The sequence below is a fragment of the Arthrobacter sp. B0316-5-4 genome, from assembly GCF_059090325.1.
Map to the genome: position 1 here is coordinate 395,567 of NZ_JBNHFN010000004.1, position 17,420 is coordinate 412,986.

A 17,420-nucleotide genomic window follows, 5' to 3' on the forward strand; every position below is an offset into this window, starting at 1 on the left:
TCCGCATCGCCTAAGCCCGGATACCCTCCCGGATGCCGGGCGTAAGCTGGGGCCATGGTTGAGGCTGTCATTGTTTCCACTGCAAGGAGTCCCATAGGCCGGGCCTTCAAAGGCTCGCTCAAGGACGAACGTCCGGACGACCTCGCAACCGCCATGGTCCAGGCGGCCCTGGCCAAGTTGCCCGACTTCGATCCCGGTGCCGACGACGGCCGGGGGCTGGACGACATCCTGCTCGGGTGCGCTGAGCCCAGCGGCGAGGCTGGCTCCAACATGGCACGGGTAGTTGCTGTCCTCGCCGGACTGGACCGTGTTCCGGCAGCCACCATCAACCGCTTCTGTGCGTCGAGCCTGCAAACGCTGCGAATGGCTTTTCACGCCATCAAATCGGGGGAAGCCCATGCGATCGTCTCGGCCGGGGTGGAGAGCGTGTCCAGGTACCAGAACTGGGCCGGGGCAGGCGAAACCGATACCGCCAACCACAACCCCCTCTTCGAGTCTGCCGCCCAACGCACTGCAGCCCGTGCGGCCTCAAACATCCCATGGACGGACCCCCGGCTGGGCGGCCGTTTGCCGGACATCTACATCTCCATGGGCCAGACCGCGGAGAACGTCGCCACCAGCTATGGCATCAGCAGGGCCGAACAGGACCAGTGGGGTGTGCTGAGCCAGAACCGCGCCGAAGCCGCCATCGCCTCGGGGTTCTATTCGCGCGACATCACGCCGTACACACGCCAGGACGGGGTTGTGGTGGACCGCGACGATTCGCCCCGGGCCGGTGTGACCCTTGAAGCGGTATCGGCGTTGCAACCCGTTTTCCGCGCATCCGGGACGGTGACTGCGGGCAATGCCTGCCCCCTCAACGATGGCGCCGCCGCCGTAGTGGTCATGAGCGACAGCCGTGCCCGCGAGCTTGGACTCCAGCCCCTGGCACGGGTGGTTTCCACCGGCGTGAGCGCCCTCTCCCCCGAACTTATGGGCATGGGACCTGTGGAGTCCTCACAACGGGCACTCGCGTTGGCCGGCCTGACCATGGACGACATCGATTTGGTGGAGCTCAACGAAGCCTTCGCAGTCCAGGTTGTCGCCAGCGCCCGCGAACTGGGGATCGACCCCGCCAAGCTCAATGTCCACGGTGGTGCCATCGCCTTGGGGCACCCCTTCGGGATGACGGGCGCCCGCCTGACCAGCACGCTGCTGAATGGCTTGAAGGAGCGCGACGGGACCTTGGGCCTTGCGACCTTGTGCGTGGGCGGCGGCCAAGGCATGGCGGTGGTGTTCGAGCGCCTGAACTAGCCTCGAGGGGTTCGCTTTCGGCACTTTGGCGCGATCTTTCACTCGAGACCTCGCCCCAGTGAATACAAAAATGCCCCCAAACATTGTTCGGGGGCATTTTGCGTTGACTTATTTCGCGGTGTTAGTCGTCGCCGCGCAAAATTGCCAGCAGGCGGATGATTTCGACGTAGAGCCACACCAGGGTGACGGTCAGGCCGAATGCCGCAACCCAGGAATAACGTTCCGGGGCACCGGCGCGAACGCCTTGCTCGATGCTGGTGAAGTCCATGATCAGGGAGAACGCTGCCAGGCCGATGGCCAGGATGCCGATGAAGACACCCAGCGGGATGCCAAAGATGGTCATGCTGGTGCGGAGGCCGAACGGCTCCTGCACGGCACCGGTCCACACCATGACCAGGTTGATGAGCGCGAAGACCGCATAACCGATGGTGGCGATCATGAAGAAGCGGACCATCTTGGGGGTCGCACGGACCTTGCCACTCTTGAACAGGACCAGCGTGACACCGAAAACAGCCAGTGTGCCGATGACTGCCTGCAGGCCGACACCCGGGTACAGGCCATCAAGGATGCGGGTGAGGCCGCCGAGGAACAGGCCCTCGAGGCCGGCATAGGCCAGGATCAGGGCCGGGGATGGCTGCTTCTTGAAGGTGTTGACGAGAGCCAGGACGAAACCGCCCAGCGCGCCGACGATCATGAGCATGGTGGAGAGGGCCGGAGCCACGAACAGGGTTACACCTGCACCGATGACCAAAACCACGAGGCAAGCGACGGTCTTCATGATGACGTCGTCGTAGGTCATGCGTCCGGTATCGGCCGGCCCTGCGGAGGGCTGGCTGTACATCTGCTGCAGCTGCTCATTGGTCATGTTCTGCTGCTGTGCCGACCATGCGGCCTGGCCGTCCATGACCTGTGCGGGTGCGCGGCCGGCCTGGTTAAACTGCTGGCCGTACGGATTTTGCGGTACAGGCGGGGCCTGCTTTGCTCCACGGAAATTCTTTCCGTTGAAGACTGGGTTTCCGCCAAGTGCCATTACGGGTGTCCTCCTGAAAAAGGGCTAAGTGATAGTTCACGGTACCAATTACCACGCCCGGGCGGCAGCGATAGTTCCCTTGTTCACGCAGCCGAAACGTAACCGTGACACGAAATTGGAACAGTGGCTGGCGTAGGCGTTCAGCCGAACGTTTAGTAACACCGTCAAACAACAAAGGTTTACTTAAGAACTGCTACATCGCTAGTTGCCTCCAGCTTCACAGTTGTTACCTGATCGCGATCTTTGCACCGCCTAACTGGGCATTTATTACCCGTTCAGAGCGGTAACATAGGCCACACATGGGTGACTTAGATCACATCGAGGCAGCTAGGCAAGAACTGTTCACAAGCCCCATGACCGTTCGCACCGGCTGCAATGGCGCAGCCGGGACCACCCCCACTGTGGAGGTTTCCATTTTGAGAAGCACACTGCGCGACCCGTCCATCAGACGGTCCAAGGGACTGCAGAGAGTAGTGGGGGCGCTTTTCGCTTCCCTCATCGCTGTTCTGTTGATCGCCGCCCCCGCGGCGGAGGCAACCACCCCCTCGCCTTCGCCATCAGCAACAAATTTCCAGAACAACATCAGCGGATTCCTCCGCGATGACGCCCGGGCGCCCATACCCGGCGTCAAAATCAAGGCCTCAGGCAATGGCTTCCAGGGTGAAGCCACCTCAGGAGCCAACGGAGCCTGGAGCATCGGCGTTCCCGTCCAGGGCACCTACACCGTCGAGCTGGATACCTCCACCTTGCCGGACGGCATCAAGCTCGCTGAAGGCCAGGACAATCCCCGCGATGTCACCTTCAGCCAGACCTCCAACCTGTCGGTGATCTTCGCCTTTGGAAAAGGCATCGTGATCCAGCAACAGGACTTCGGACAGAACCTGCTCAACCGCCTCGTCGCGGGCCTGAGCTTTGGCCTGCTCCTGGCCCTTGCCGCTGTTGGCCTGTCCCTGATCTTCGGAACCACCGGCCTCACCAACTTCGCCCACGGCGAGATGGTCACACTGGGCGCGGTCCTGGTGTTCATGTTCAACGGCATGGGGCTCCCCTTCTGGCTGGCCATCCTGCTGGCACTGGTTGGCGGCGGACTCTTCGGCTACGTCCAGGACGCGGGACTGTGGCGCCCGCTGCGTAAACGCGGCTCAGGCCTGGTCCCCATGATGATCGTCAGTATCGGCCTTGCCTTGGCGATCCGGTACGTCATCCAGTTCTTCTTCGGCGGCGCCACGCAGCAGCTGCCCGGAGCCCAAAGCGCCGAGATCCAGATCGGGCCCGTGTCCATCACGCCGAACAACCTTTGGTCACTGATCATCAGTGCCGTGGTCATCGCGCTGGTGGGCATCGTCCTGCTGAAAACGCGCCTCGGCAAGGCAACCCGCGCCGTGGCGGACAACCCCGCACTGGCAGCGGCGTCAGGCATCGACGTCGACTCCGTGATCAGGCTGGTGTGGATCGTTGGCGGTGTCCTTGCTTCCCTCGGCGGCATCCTGTGGGCGTATTACCGGCCAGGCGTCACCTTCGACATGGGTTCGCAGATCCTGCTGCTCATCTTCGCCGGTGTGACCCTCGGTGGCCTGGGAACCGTATTCGGCGCACTGATCGGCTCGATCGTCGTCGGCGTTTTCGTGGAACTGACAACCGTGTTCGGCCTCCCCGCCGACCTCAAATACGTCGGTGCCCTCTTCATCATGATTGTTGTCCTTCTGTTCCGACCGCAGGGTATCCTCGGCCGGCGTGAGCGTGTGGGTTAGGAGCGGGCCATGGATTTCGGATTTATTCTCTCCAGCGCCCTTGGCGAACTATTCAGTCCGACGACGGCGGCCTACGCACTTGCCGCTTTGGGCCTTGCGGTCCACTTCGGCTACTCAGGCCTGCTGAACTTCGGCCAGGCAGGTTTCATGGCAGTGGGTGCTTACGGCTTTGCCATCTCCACCCTGACGTTCAAGGCTCCGTTCTTCATTGGCCTGCTGATCGCCATCTTGTGTTCGGTGATCTTCGCCTTCATCCTCGGCATTCCCACACTGAGGCTACGGGCCGACTATCTAGCCATCGTGACCATTGCAGCCGCCGAAATTGTGCGCTACGTCGTCACCACCAACCAGCTGACCAGCGTCACCGGTTCGGCAAACGGCCTGGCCGCCTTTGAGGGCGATTTCTACGCCATGAACCCTTTCCCTGAGGGCTCCTATATGGGCATGAACAACAGGGACTTCTTCATCCGCGTGGTGGGGTGGGCCTTGGTCATTGTTTGCTGCCTGCTGGTCTGGCTCCTCATGCGCAGCCCCTGGGGCCGGGTACTGAAGGGCATCCGTGAAGACGAGAACGCCGTTCGGTCACTCGGTAAGAACGTCTACTCCTACAAGATGCAGGCACTGGTCATCGGCGGTGTGCTCGGCGCACTTGCCGGCATGATCTTCACGTTGCCCCGCGGCGCTGTCCAGCCATCCAACTACGGCACGGAACTGACGTTCTTCCTGTGGACCTGCCTCCTCCTCGGTGGCATGGCCACTGTCCTGGGACCCGTCATTGGAGCCATGATCTTCTGGGTAGTGCTCTCACTGACCCAGAGCCTCCTGTACGGCCTTATCGAATCGGGAGTCATCACGTGGCTAACCACCGTCCAGGCAGGCCAGCTCCGCTACATCCTGGTGGGCGTGGCCCTGATGCTCCTGATGATCTTCCGCCCGCAAGGCGTCTTCGGCAATAAGAAGGAGCTTGCATTCGCATGAGTGAAATGAACGAACAAGACATCGACTATATGACCGATTCGCGGCCGATCGCCGTCGGGGAGAACCTGCCCGGCTGCAAGAAGCGCGACCCGATCGTGGTGGCAGAGGAAGTTACCCGTTCCTTTGGCGGCATCAATGCCGTGGACGTGGAGTACCTCGAGATTCCCCGCCACAAGATCACGGCCCTGATCGGGCCCAACGGTGCAGGCAAGACCACGCTGTTCAACCTGCTCACGGGCTTCGACACCCCCAACACGGGAAAGTGGCAGTTCGAGGGCAACAGCATCGCCGGTGTTTCCTCCTACAAAGTGGCCCGTATGGGCATGGTCCGCACCTTCCAGCTGACCAAGGTGATGGGCAAGCTGACGGTCATGGAAAACATGCGCCTCGGCGCCGCCGACCAGCCCGGTGAGCGGCTTTCCAAGGCCCTGTTCAAAGGCATGTGGGGTGGCCGGGAAAAGGAAATCACCGCCCAGGCTGACATCCTGCTGCAGAAGTTCAAGCTTGATGCCAAGAAGGACGACTACGCTGCGTCACTCTCCGGCGGCCAGCGCAAGCTCCTGGAAATGGCACGCTCGCTGATGGTCCGGCCCAAGCTCGTCATGCTCGATGAGCCAATGGCAGGCGTGAATCCGGCCCTGACGCAGTCGCTGTTGGATCACATCAAGAACCTCAAAGCCGAAGGCATGACCGTGCTCTTCGTTGAGCACGACATGAACATGGTCCGCCACATCGCTGACTGGGTGGTGGTCATGGCCGAAGGCAAGGTGGTGGCTGAGGGACCTCCGGGAGAAGTGATGAAGAATCCCGCCGTCATCGACGCCTACCTTGGCGCCCACCACGACGTCGATCTTGGCGACGCTGAAGGCATCAAGGAACTCGAAGCGGAACTCGTAGCCGATGACGAGTCGGTTGTCGGAACGGAAGATGCCGGCATTCTGTCCGATATCGAAGAACCCAAGAAGGAGGACGGGAAATGAGCAGTCCCGCTGCAATGCCCGCCTCGGCAGCCGCCCCGGCAAGCGATTCCGTCGTCAAAGTCACCAACCTGGTGGCGGGCTATATCCCGGGCGTCAATATCCTCAACGGCTGCAGCATCGAGGCACGCAAGGGCGAGCTGATTGGCATTATCGGCCCTAATGGCGCCGGCAAGTCCACCCTGCTCAAGGCCATGTTCGGCCTGGTGAAGGTGCACTCCGGCACTGTTGTGGTTCGCGGGCAGGACCTCACCGGGTTGAAGGCCAACAAGCTGGTGACCCAGGGCGTGGGCTTCGTTCCGCAGACCAACAACGTCTTCGCTACCTTGACCATTGAAGAGAACCTCCAGATGGGCATGTTCCAGCGGCCCAAGGTCTTCGCCGAGCGCTTCGACTTTGTCACCAGCCTCTTCCCGGAACTGGGCAAGCGGCGCGCCCAACGCGCCGGGTCCCTCTCGGGTGGCGAACGCCAGATGGTGGCCATGGGAAGGGCCCTCATGATGGACCCGGCTGTCTTGCTGCTGGATGAACCGTCGGCCGGCCTCTCCCCCGTCAAGCAGGACGAGACGTTCCTCCGCGTCCACGAGATCAACCGCGCAGGCGTCTCCGTGATCATGGTGGAACAGAACGCCCGCCGCTGCCTTCAGATCTGCGATCGCGGCTACGTCCTGGACCAGGGCAAGGACGCGTACACGGGTACAGGCCGTGAGCTCATGAAGGACCCGAAGGTGATCCAGTTGTACTTGGGCACCCTGGCGGACGAGGTCTAACCTCAAGCAACGCGGGGTCACATCCGGCCCATGTTGGGTCTCCCAACGGGCCGGATGCGACCCCGCGTTTTGCTGTTTGCTGGCATGCTGGACTGATGCCAGAGGGGATCACCGAAAGACAGCAGAGTATTTTGACGTCCTGGCTCGGCCGCTATGAGGTGGTGGCGGACCATTCCTGGCCGCTTCAGGACACTACCGTGCTGCAGGTGAAGGATGGACAAGGACACCAGCTGATCATCAAGGCGAGCGAGACAAGCCATCACATCCGCCGGGAAATCGCAGCCTATTCCCGTGGAATGCCAGGTCTGGACGGCAGGGTCCCGGTGATGCTGCAGTCCGCCGCCGATGCCCGGCTGCTGGTCACCCGTTTCCTGCCGGGGACCCTGGTTGCCGGGACTCCCGCCGAACAGGAGCCGGAAACCTACCGGCAGGCCGGAGTCATCCTGGCCGCGCTCCACCAGCCGGCAGGTACGTCCCGCAGCTACGTGCGGGCGCTGAAGACCAAGACGGGCTCCATCATTAAGCGAGCAGGCTCCCTACTACCCCGGCAGACCCTGGAGCAGCTCACGGCGGCCCTCGATGGCATCGTGGCGGGCCCTGCTGAGCTGGTCACCACCCACGGCGACTACCAGCCCCGCAACTGGTTGACGGACGACGGCGAGACAAAAGTCATCGACTTCGGTCGGGCAGAGCTGCGCCCTTGGGTCCACGACCTGGTCCGGCTCAGCCATCAGCAGTTCTTGGGGCATCCGAGGCTTTCGGAGGCCTTCTACAAGGGCCTGGGAAGGACAGTGGAGTCCGCGGAGGACCGGCAGCTTTTGAGGCTGGAAAGCCTGAACCAGGCCGTCGGCACGGTCGTCTGGGCACACGACGTCGGCGATCCGGCCTTTGAGCGGCAGGGCGTGGAAATGGTGGAACGCGTGCTCAACCCAACGCGGGGTCACTTACGGCCCATGTTGAGCCCCCACATGGGCCGTAAGTGACCTCGCGTTGGAGTTAAAACGAACAGGTCCCCTTCCTCCGTGAGGAAGGGGACCTGTTGCGTTGCTACGGTCTCTGGAGTTTAGAGCTTGCCGAACTCCTCGCGGACCGGCTTGTAGGTGTTGTCATCCTGGTACTGGTAGATACCGATGTACGCCTCGGTGGGGTCACCGGCGTCGGAGAACGTGACAGGACCGGACTGGCCGTCGTAGTCGATGTCCTTGCCCTGGCGGAGCAGGGTGACACAGGCTGCGAAGCTGTTGCACTTCTCGCCGCCTTCAGAGACTTCCTTCAGCTTGGCTGCGATGTCCGTACCCTTGGTGCTCTTGGCTGCCTCGGAGGCCAGGGAGATCAGGTTCACGGCGTCGTAGGATTCACCTGCGTAGCTGTAATCCTTCAGGGCCGGGTCGATTGCCAGGAGCTTCTTCTTGAAGTCATCCTTGGCGAACGTACCGGGAATGGTTCCCTGCGCGCCCTTCAAGGTGCCCGGCTGGAAGTCCTTGCTGTAATCCGAGGTGTTGCCGTCAACCATGAACAGCTGCGTGGGCTTGATGCCCTTGCCGGTGATCAGGGGGACGATGCTCTTGGCCTGGTCGAAGGTAATCAGTGCGATGGCGTCCGGCTTGGCGGCCAGTACCTTGTCCACCTGGCTGCTGAACTGGGAGTCACCTTCGTTGAAGAGTTCCTCGGCCACAACCTTGCCGCCGGCTGCCTCGAAGGCTTCCTTGACGTTCTTCTGCAGGCCGGTTCCGTAAGCGTCGTTGAGGACGATCATGCCAACGGTCTGGGCTCCACAAGTAGCCATGTAGTTACCGAGCACCTTGCCCTGCAGGACGTCGGACGGTGCAGTTCGCCAGTAGAGGCCCTTGTCGTCCCAGGTGGTGAAGTCAGGCGACGTGTTCGCAGGCGAGAACTGGATGACACCGGCACCGGTGATCTGGTTGATAACCGTCTTGGAAACGCCCGACGAAGCCGCACCGATGACAGCGCTGACGCCTTGGCCGAGGAGGGCCGTGGTGGACTGGGTGGCGATGTCTGTCTTGGTATCACCGGAGTCGCGGTGAACAACCGAAACAGGGGCACCCAACACGCCACCGGCGTCGTTGACTTCCTTGATACCGAGGTTGACACCGGCGATTTCGGGCGGGCCAAGGAACGCCAGCGACCCCGTTGTCGGCAGGAGCGATCCAAGCTTGAGCGGCGTGGAAGTAGTGGTGGTCGAGGGAGGTACAGGTCCAGAGTTGGTGGCAGCCTGGCTGTTGCCGGCTCCCGCCCCCGCACTTGGCGCCGGGCAGGAGATTCCTGCTGCGGCCGCGGCGGATGAAGACCCAGTTTGGGTTGGCGTCGAAGACCCACCACAAGCTGTGGCCAAGAGGGCGACCCCAATGCCAAGCGCGGTTAGCTTGGCGGCTCGGGGCGCCGCCGGGGAAAGATCAAACATTCGTTGTCTCCTCGATCGAAAGGTGCGAACTGCCTTTGATGCGATTACTCAGGTGTTCCTGATTAAGACTCAAACTAATGCAATTGATCGGCGAACATAAGTGATTCAGGTCACATCCCTATAACACTCGTTGCCTGTGGGAAATCTACAAGGTTGCTGGGAAACGGCACCGAACACAACACCCGCGTCGCGGAAGGAAGAAACTGCTCTCACCTTCCGCCGTGCCCCAGGTGGGACTCGAACCCACAACACGCGGATTTTAAGTCCGCTGCCTCTGCCAATTGGGCTACTGGGGCGCCCGGACCATGGTATCCCAGCTACAGCCTGTTGAAGGGTTCGGCATAGCGGAAGGTGCCCCGAACGCCGTCGGGCCATTCCGGCAAGGGGAGCAACTGGAAGTGGTCGCCCCACGCCGCCTCCGGCGGTTCAACGCCCAGGGACGAGGCCGGCACGTAACCGAAACGAAGGTAATAGGCGGGGCTGCCGAGCAACGCTATGCCGCGCTCCCCCATGGCTGTTGCCCGCGCTGTGGTTTCACGCATCAACGCCGATCCGACACCGCGCCGCTGGAACGTCGGCAGCACACCGATGGGGCCCAAACCCAAAGCGGGCAGTTCGCCGATCCAGCCCCGGGTGGTGATGGCGTGGCCTACGATCTCCCCGCCGATCTCCGCAACAATGCTGAGTTCGGGAATGTACTCCGCGCATTCGAACAGCTCCCGCAGCAGGCCAACCTCAATGGGCGTTCCCTCCACAGGTTCACCCGTGACGGGCGAGACGGAGAATGCGCGGGCCGTGAGGTCCAGGATCCCGTCCCGGTCCTCGGGCCGTTCGGAACGCAGCACGACGCCACGAGCCAGCAGCCGGAGCACATCCATGGCACGGCCCGCGTCGGGAGTGGGCACCAACAGGTGGTCGTGGTGGAACCCGGCCAGGACGTTGCAACTGATCCCCGCGTGAGTCAGGGCCGCGCTCACCGCTGCCGTGAGACCCACGGCTTCGAGGGCGGAGTGGACCTGGAGGGTGATCCACGAGGCCACAAAATCATAAGCAAGGCCCAGCCGATCTGCCTCGTCCCGGTGCAGGACAACGGTCAGCCCCTCGGCCTCGCGCACAGCCGCCTCCACCTCGCCCTCCAGCGGGCGCCCATGCGGCCATAGGGAGTACACGTACTCGCCGTCGCGGACCACGGGATGCAAGGACTGCAGGAGCGTCTTCAGGTCGGTTTCACCGGACATGCCAACAGTCTAGGGGCCCGCGGAAACGCGACTGGTTAAACGCCGACGGCGGCCACCCCCGCAAAGGGGATGGCCGCCGTCGTGCGTGTACTACTTGGCGTCAGCAGTTACCGGAGTCTTGGCTTCCTCGGCAGCAGGCTTGGCTTCAACGGGCGCCGGGGCAGCTGCGGGCTTGGGGGCCGGCGTTGCCGCGGCCACGAAGGCACCGCGCGGGTTGTCGAGATCGATCAGCTGAGTGGTGTCGCGGCCTGCGAAGAAGGCCAGGATCCAGCCGAAGATCACGCGGAACTTGCGCTCAACGGTGGGCATCGCCATGCCGTGGTAACCACGGTGTGCCAGCCAGGCGAGGCCGCCCTTGAGGCCGATGCGGCCGAGCAGGTTGATGTTTGCAACACCCTTCCACTCGCCGAAACCGGCAACAGCACCAAGGTTCTTGTGCTTGTAGTCGTGCAGCGGCTTGTCCCAGCGGGAAGCCCAAAGGTTCTTGGCGAGCTTCTTGGCCTGGCGAAGTGCGTGCTGGGCGTTGGGGACGCAGGTGCCATCCGGCAGGCCCTTGCCGGTGAGGTCCGGAACAGCGGCGATGTCGCCAGCGGCCCAGGCGTTCTCGACGATGCCTTCGTCGCCTGCGATGCGCAGGTCCGGGAGGACGCGAACGCGGCCACGGGGTTCCAGCGGGAAGTCCGTGGAGCGGATCATCGGGTTGGCCTGCACACCGGCAGCCCACACCAGGGTGTCAGCTTCAACTTCCTGCGCCGGGGTCTTGTCCGGGAGGTTGATGAGCTTGAGGGTGCCCTCGGCGCTGTCCAGGGAGGTGTTGAGGAGAACTTCGATGCCGCGGCTGCGGAGGTGCTCAACAACCCATTCTGCCTGCGAGGCGGTGACCTCGGGCATGATGCGTCCCATGGCTTCGACCAGGATGAAACGGATTTCTTCCTGGCGGATGCGCGGGTTGTTGCGAACTGCGGCGCGGGCGAGGTCTTCCATTTCGGTGAGGCACTCGATGCCGGCAAAACCGCCACCGACAACCACGAACGTGAGGGCCTTGGCGCGCTCTGCGGGGTCGGTCATGGTGGAAGCGGCTTCGATGCGCTCCAGGAGCTTGTTGCGCAGTGCAACGGCTTCCTCGATGGTCTTCAGGCCGATGCCCTTGTCCGCGAGGCCCTTAATGGGGAAGGTACGGGTGATGGCGCCAGCAGCAATCACGACGTCGAAGTAAGGAATCTCGAACGGCTCGCCACCATCGGAGGGGGCAACAACCGCGGTGCGGTTGGCGTGGTCGATGCCAGTGACGCGGCCCTGGATGAGCTCAGTCTGCTTGAGGTGCTGGCGGTGGGAGACGACGGCGTGGCGTGCCTCGATGTTGCCGCCTGCAACTTCCGGAAGGAAGGGCTGGTAGGTCATGTACGGCAGTGGATCTACGACGGTGACGATGCCGCCGGCGTTCGCGATCTTCTTCTGCAGTTTGAGTGCTACGTACAAGCCGACGTAACCGCCGCCGACGACGAGAACCCGGGGACGGTCAATGAGCTCTGGGGTGGTTGCCATGACACCAGAGTACAGTACTTTGTGAAAATCTTCACTAACTACTTCTTGCTTGGTGGATCCACCGTCTCCATCACTCCGGTTTCGGCTTCCTCGACCACCGGACCGGGACGTTTGGAAACCCTTCGCAGCTGAATCGCGGCACCTACGATGAGGGCGAGGAACAGGCCACCAAAACCGAGGACGACGGCGGCAGGAAGGGCGTCGTCCATGGTCGCCGGCGTCTTGGCTACGGGGACGGTGGGATCGGCTAAGGTGGGCGCGGCGCTGGTGGGACTCGCGACCGGTGCCTGCGAAGGCTCGCTGAAGTCACCGCGCCGATGCACGCGGATCCAGTCCGCGATGGAGCCCAAGGGATTGCTGGCCGCCGCGGGTACGTCGTCCTTGAGTGCAGCTTCGGCGTTGAGGATGCCGTACCCGTACAGCGGGTCCTTGCCCGGGGCGCCTGCATCCTTGGCGGTGCTGACGATCCTGTTGATGACCTGGTTGGCGCTCATCTCAGGCCACTTGGAACGGATGAGGGCAGCCACACCGGACACGATGGGTGCCGCTCCGGACGTCCCGGCCCACTCGGCGTAGCCGGCGCCTGGCATGGCACCCACCAACTTCTCCGCGGGGGCTGCGACCCCGATGCTGATGCCTTGGGACGAGGAGTCCACGCTGGCGCGTCCCTCGCCGTCCAGCCCGGCGACCGTCAGGACACCGGGAATGGTGGCGGGAGCACCGACCTGGATGTTGCCACCAACCCGGTTACCGGCGGCGGCCACAATGACGACGTCCTTTTGCTCGGCGTAAAGAAACGCCGCGTCCCAGCTCTGGGGCCAGTCCGGCGAGGTGCTGCCCAAGGAAATGTTGATGACCTTGGCACCGTTGTCCACGGCCCAGCGAACGGCGTCGGGGATTTGTTCCTGGTCCGTCTTGCCGCCAGGGTTCGGGGAGCCGAGCCAGGTGGAAACCGACAGGATCTGCGCCTCGGGCGCGACTCCTACGATTCCGTCAGGCCCTCCGGCGGGAGGAGTAGTGGGCGGCACGGGCGGTGGGGCCGAAGCGGACGCTGAAGGAGAGGCCGTGGGCGTGGTGTGTCCCCGGCCGGCAAGCATGCTTGCAACCAGGGTGCCGTGCTCTGTCTTGGCGCCAATGCTCTTTTGTCCGTTGGGTGCGCCGGCACCGGATACGTCGGTCCCTCCGACCACGACGCCGTTAAGGTCCGGGTGGGTGCCGTCAATGCCGCTGTCGATGACGGCGACTTTGACGCCTGCTCCCTTGGACACCTGCCAGGCGTTGGTGACCCCGGAATCCTTAAGCCAGAACTCCTTGTCCCGCCAGGCATCGGCGTTGGCAGCCGGAGCCGCCAGCAGCGCGCCCGCGAGGGTCCCGCCAGCCAGGGTGGTGGCCAGCGCGACCGAAAGGGAACGACGGCCTCGCGACGTCATTCCGCTCCCCGGATACTCAGCGCAATACCGTCCAGGATGTCGTGTTCGCTGGAGACGGCAGCGCTGATGGCACCTTCGCTGACCGCCGCCAGGCGCGCCAGGATACGGCGCCACACCAAGGCGCCGGCACCGATGACGTCCACGCGGCCGGGATGCATGTAGGGAAGCACTGCCCGTTCCCCGCGGGTCATTTCGAGCAGGTTGGTGGCGGCGTCGCTGATCGTTTCCAGGTCGAGGGAGGCACCGTGGATCCGGCTTGGCTGGTACTCGCTCAGGCCAAGCGCGTGCGCGGTGATGGTGGTGATCGACCCGGCGACGCCAACAACGGCTGTGGCGCGGTTCAGCGGCACTGCCTGGGCGGCAAGCGCAAGGGCGGCATCGACGTCGGCCTCTGCTGCGGCGATCTGGGCGGCAGTGGGCGGATCGCTGCGCAGGTGGCGTTCGGTCAGCCGCACGCATCCGATGTCCACGGAACGGGCAGCGATGACGCCGGAGGTGTCCCCCAGGACGAATTCCGTGCTGCCTCCGCCGAGGTCCACGACGAGGACGGCGTCCTCCCCTGTTACTGGAAGGACACTGCTGGCCCCGGCGAACGAGAGCGCGGCTTCCTCATCCCCGGAAATCACCTCGGGCTCAACGCCAAGGAGGTCCCGGATCCCGTCCACGAAAACCTGGCGGTTGCGGGCATCGCGGGTGGCTGATGTCGCCACGAAACGGACGCGCCCGGCACCATGTTCCCTGATGAGGGCTGCGTAGTCCCCAGCGGCGGCAAACGTGCGCTCCAAGGCTTCAGGAGCGAGCTCGCCGGTGGCGTCAACGCCTTGGCCGAGCCGCACCACGCGCATTTCACGCACGACGTCCGTCGATGGCCCCGCAGCCCCCTCGACCGAGGTGTCCGCGATGAGCAGGCGGATGGAATTGGTTCCACAGTCGATCGCGGCGACGCGGCTCATGCGGTGCCGTCCTGGTCGCTGCCGGACTGTTCGCCAACAGCTTCAGTCTTCGGCTTCCGCACGGGCGCTGGGCGGCCCACGATGTCGGGCAGGCCCTGCGGACCATGGCGACTGAGATCACGGGAAGGGGCCTCCCCCGCAGTGTCCCACGCGCCGTCGCAGTAGCAGCGGTCCTTGGTCCACCACTCGGCGATTGCTTCCAGTGCTTCGTCGCCCAAGGGGTTAACGCCCGGCCCCGCAGCCAACGAATGGCCTACCAGCACGTGCAGGCACTTGACCCGTGTGGGCATGCCGCCGGCGGAAATGCCGTCGATTTCGGGCACAGCACCGGTTCCGGAACGGTCAGCGATCTCATTGCGTGCCTGGAGGTAGGCTTCGTGCGCACCGCGGTAGGAGTCAGCGAGTTCCCCGTCTGCGGTCAGTCGGTCGTTCATGCGGTTCATGAGCCCGCCCGCTTCCAGCCGCGACACCGCTGAGGTGATGACCGGGTGGGTCAGGTAGAACGTCGTGGGAAACGGTGTTCCGTTGCTCAGCCGGGGCGCTGTGGCCGCGACCAGCGGGTTGCCGCAGACGCACCGTGCGGGGATCTCTACGACGTCGCGGACCGGCCTGCCCAGCTGGCGGCTGAGGACCTCGAGATCGTGTGCTGACGGCTGGCGGGATTCCTGCGGCAGGGCTGCCGTGTACTCTTCCACGTGCGTTGCCAACCTTCCTGCCCGTTAGTCGTGTCCCAGGCGGGCACGACGGCGGCGGGCACCGCGTCTAGTCAGTTGCCGACCGTCTGATTGACTCCCAAAGAGCATCCACCCAAGGCAGATTCTCCGGGTTTGCAGACGGTCCGGAGCCGGTGCGGCCACCCGGCGTGCCAGCGGCTTCTTCCCCGCCAAACACCCAGTAGCCCGTTTCACCCGGCATAACCATGTTAATGCGGTCCCGGGCCTGCTGTTTCACATAGTTGGGATCCTGCCAGCGGGAGATCTGCTTGTTCAGCTCGGTTTGCTCAGCTTTGCGGCTGGCAATTTCGCCCTCCAACGCCGAGATCTCGGCACGTTTCTCCAGGAAGATCTTCACCGTGGGGGCCAACATGATGGTGATCGCAATCATGACGACCGCCAGCGCCAGCATTCGTCCGGAGAACGCCTTGGCTGGGACGGGATCGGTGTCACGTCCCTCCTTGGCCGACGGAACAGTCCGTCCGGACCCGCTGGATGCCGGTTTCGCGGAGGCGGCAGGCTTCTTTCCGGTGGCCGGGCTCTTTCCGGAGGCCGGGCTTTTTCCGGTGGCCGGGCTCTTTCCGGCGGCCTGGCTTTTTCCGGACTCCGCGGGCTTGTTTGCGCCCTTGCTGCCGCTGCCGGCCGCTTTGGTGGGCGCTGCCGCCGTCGACGGTTTCGAAGCGGTGCGTGTTGCACCGAACTCTGCCTTGATGACGTCGGCCCCGCTGTTGCCCGCGCTGCCTGGCCCGGCCGCGCCAGGACGGGAGGCCGGGGTGGACGGCCGGGCTGCGCTGGAGCCGGAGCCCAAGGCGTCGGCCCTGGGTACCTTCGGACGACGGGTGGCCATGACACTCCTGTAATGCCCGGTGCTTGCCTGGCGGGTTGCTGCGCTTGCTTGTTCGAGGTGGCCAGCGTTAAACAGAACCGGTGGCCATGGTCTTTCCACCATAGCCACCGGTCAGCTGTTTTTGCGGAATGCTAGCCCTTGAAACGCGGGAATGCGCTGCGGCCGGCGTAGCGTGCGGCGTCGTCGAGTTCTTCTTCGATGCGCAGCAGCTGGTTGTACTTGGCGACGCGCTCGGAGCGGGCCGGGGCACCGGTCTTGATCTGGCCCGCGTTGGTGGCAACGGCGATGTCAGCAATGGTGGTGTCCTCGGTTTCGCCGGAGCGGTGCGAGGTGATGGTGGTGTAACCGGAGCGCTGTGCCAGCGAAACAGCATCGAGCGTTTCGGTCAGGGAGCCGATCTGGTTGACCTTGACCAGCAGGGAGTTGGCCGTGGCGGCGTCGATGCCCTGCTGCAGGCGGACCGGGTTGGTGACGAAGAGGTCATCGCCCACCAGCTGGACCTTGTCACCGATGGTGTCGGTGAGGGTCTTCCAGCCTTCCCAGTCGTTCTCGTCCAGCGGGTCCTCGATGGAAACCAGCGGGTAGTCGGCAACGAGCTCGGCGTAGTAAGCGCTCATCTCGGTGGCCGAGAGTGCCTTGCCTTCGAACTGGTAGGCGCCGTCCTTGTAGAACTCGGAGGATGCGACGTCCAGGGCCAAGGCGATGTCCGTGCCCGGGGTGTAGCCGGCGTTCTTGATGGCCTCGGTGATCAGGTCAAGTGCCGCGCGGTTGGACGGCAGGTTGGGGGCGAAGCCACCTTCGTCGCCGAGGCCTGTGGAGAGGCCCTTTTCCTGGAGGACGGACTTGAGGTTGTGGTAGACCTCAACGCCCCAGCGCAGGCCTTCGGAGAAGGTCTCGGCACCGATCGGGGCGATCATGAATTCCTGGATGTCCACATCGGAGTCGGCGTGCGAGCCGCCGTTGAGGATGTTCATCAGCGGAACCGGGAGCACGTGGGCGTTCGGGCCACCCAGGTACTTGTACAGCGGCAGGTCGGAGGAAGCTGCTGCAGCGTTGGCCACGGCCAGGGAAACACCCAGGATGGCGTTGGCGCCGAGCTTGCCCTTGTTGGGGGTGCCGTCCAGGTCGATCATGGCCTGGTCGATGCTGCGCTGGTCTGTGGCGTCGAAGCCGATCAGGGCCGGCGAGATTTCGTCGATGACCGCGTCAACGGCCTTCTGGACGCCCTTGCCGAGGTAACGGCCCTTGTCGCCGTCACGGAGTTCGACAGCTTCGTGCTCGCCGGTGGAAGCACCGGACGGAACTGCTGCGCGGCCGATCTGGCCGTCGGAGAGCAGGACCTCAACTTCAACGGTCGGGTTTCCGCGGGAATCAAGGATCTCGCGTGCGTGGATGGCATCGATAAGCGCCATGGATGTGCTCCTTATGGGCAAATTACAGGAATGAGGAGGGAAATTCTCAACGTCCTCGTCG

Annotated in this window: 15 protein-coding genes and 1 tRNA gene; 6 read left to right on the forward strand and 10 right to left on the reverse strand. The window is 63.7% G+C overall.

All coding sequences use genetic code 11. The features are described 5' to 3' along the window. Window positions 1-54: 54 nt before the first annotated feature. Window positions 55-1,293 (forward strand): acetyl-CoA C-acetyltransferase, encoded by a 1,239-nt coding sequence (locus tag AC5RU9_RS13760; RefSeq protein ID WP_494016876.1) that lies wholly within the window; start codon window positions 55-57, stop codon window positions 1,291-1,293. Between the two features lie 121 nt (window positions 1,294-1,414). Here AC5RU9_RS13760 and AC5RU9_RS13765 read toward each other — a convergent pair whose 3' ends face one another. After that, complete coding sequence (locus AC5RU9_RS13765) at window positions 1,415-2,323, reverse strand: Bax inhibitor-1/YccA family protein (protein WP_494016877.1); 909 nt, start codon at window positions 2,321-2,323, stop codon at window positions 1,415-1,417. A gap of 353 nt (window positions 2,324-2,676) precedes the next feature. Here AC5RU9_RS13765 and AC5RU9_RS13770 point away from each other — a divergent pair, with 353 nt between their 5' ends. The 5 genes from AC5RU9_RS13770 (at window position 2,677) to AC5RU9_RS13790 (ending at window position 7,782) form a co-directional block, all read left to right on the forward strand. Continuing rightward, window positions 2,677-4,074, forward strand: coding sequence for a branched-chain amino acid ABC transporter permease (locus AC5RU9_RS13770; protein WP_494016878.1), 1,398 nt, complete (start codon window positions 2,677-2,679; stop codon window positions 4,072-4,074). Window positions 4,075-4,083: 9 nt separating this feature from the next. Beyond that, window positions 4,084-5,052: a branched-chain amino acid ABC transporter permease gene (locus AC5RU9_RS13775; RefSeq protein ID WP_211713111.1), complete on the forward strand. Its 969-nt coding sequence runs from the start codon at window positions 4,084-4,086 to the stop codon at window positions 5,050-5,052. After that, window positions 5,049-6,032 carry an ABC transporter ATP-binding protein gene (locus tag AC5RU9_RS13780; protein WP_494016879.1) on the forward strand — a complete coding sequence of 328 codons (984 nt, stop codon included), beginning with the start codon at window positions 5,049-5,051 and terminating at the stop codon, window positions 6,030-6,032. Before AC5RU9_RS13775 ends, AC5RU9_RS13780 begins: the two co-directional genes overlap by 4 nt. Beyond that, entirely contained in the window at window positions 6,029-6,799 is a 771-nt protein-coding gene (locus tag AC5RU9_RS13785) for an ABC transporter ATP-binding protein (RefSeq protein ID WP_211713109.1), read from the forward strand. The genes AC5RU9_RS13780 and AC5RU9_RS13785 overlap by 4 nt, the downstream gene beginning before the upstream one ends. A 95-nt stretch (window positions 6,800-6,894) precedes the next feature. Then, a complete protein-coding gene (locus AC5RU9_RS13790) occupies window positions 6,895-7,782 on the forward strand; it encodes a phosphotransferase (protein WP_494016880.1) in 888 nt (295 codons plus the stop codon). Between the two features lie 80 nt (window positions 7,783-7,862). Here the strand turns inward: AC5RU9_RS13790 and AC5RU9_RS13795 are convergent, their stop codons facing one another. From AC5RU9_RS13795 to eno, 9 genes are all read right to left on the reverse strand, one after another. After that, window positions 7,863-9,221, reverse strand: a complete 1,359-nt coding sequence (locus AC5RU9_RS13795) for an ABC transporter substrate-binding protein (protein ID WP_211713107.1) — start codon at window positions 9,219-9,221, stop codon at window positions 7,863-7,865. A 222-nt stretch (window positions 9,222-9,443) separates the two neighbouring features. Then, window positions 9,444-9,517 (reverse strand) — tRNA-Leu (locus AC5RU9_RS13800). Window positions 9,518-9,538: 21 nt separating this feature from the next. Then, window positions 9,539-10,459: an N-acetyltransferase gene (locus AC5RU9_RS13805; protein ID WP_494016881.1), complete on the reverse strand. Its 921-nt coding sequence runs from the start codon at window positions 10,457-10,459 to the stop codon at window positions 9,539-9,541. Between the two features lie 90 nt (window positions 10,460-10,549). Next, on the reverse strand, window positions 10,550-12,004 hold the full coding sequence (locus tag AC5RU9_RS13810) for an NAD(P)/FAD-dependent oxidoreductase (protein ID WP_211713104.1): 1,455 nt from the start codon (window positions 12,002-12,004) through the stop codon (window positions 10,550-10,552). 38 nt (window positions 12,005-12,042) lie between these two features. Beyond that, a complete protein-coding gene (locus AC5RU9_RS13815; protein WP_494016882.1) occupies window positions 12,043-13,434 on the reverse strand; it encodes a S8 family serine peptidase in 1,392 nt (463 codons plus the stop codon). Continuing rightward, window positions 13,431-14,387 carry a Ppx/GppA phosphatase family protein gene (locus tag AC5RU9_RS13820; RefSeq protein WP_494016883.1) on the reverse strand — a complete coding sequence of 319 codons (957 nt, stop codon included), beginning with the start codon at window positions 14,385-14,387 and terminating at the stop codon, window positions 13,431-13,433. Before AC5RU9_RS13820 ends, AC5RU9_RS13815 begins: the two co-directional genes overlap by 4 nt. Beyond that, entirely contained in the window at window positions 14,384-15,082 is a 699-nt protein-coding gene (locus AC5RU9_RS13825; protein WP_494016884.1) for a DUF501 domain-containing protein, read from the reverse strand. The genes AC5RU9_RS13820 and AC5RU9_RS13825 overlap by 4 nt, the downstream gene beginning before the upstream one ends. A 67-nt stretch (window positions 15,083-15,149) precedes the next feature. Further along, a complete protein-coding gene (locus AC5RU9_RS13830) occupies window positions 15,150-15,947 on the reverse strand; it encodes an FtsB family cell division protein (protein ID WP_494016885.1) in 798 nt (265 codons plus the stop codon). A gap of 131 nt (window positions 15,948-16,078) precedes the next feature. Next, window positions 16,079-17,359, reverse strand: a complete 1,281-nt coding sequence (gene eno, locus AC5RU9_RS13835; protein WP_211713098.1) for a phosphopyruvate hydratase — start codon at window positions 17,357-17,359, stop codon at window positions 16,079-16,081. Window positions 17,360-17,420 lie beyond the last annotated feature (61 nt).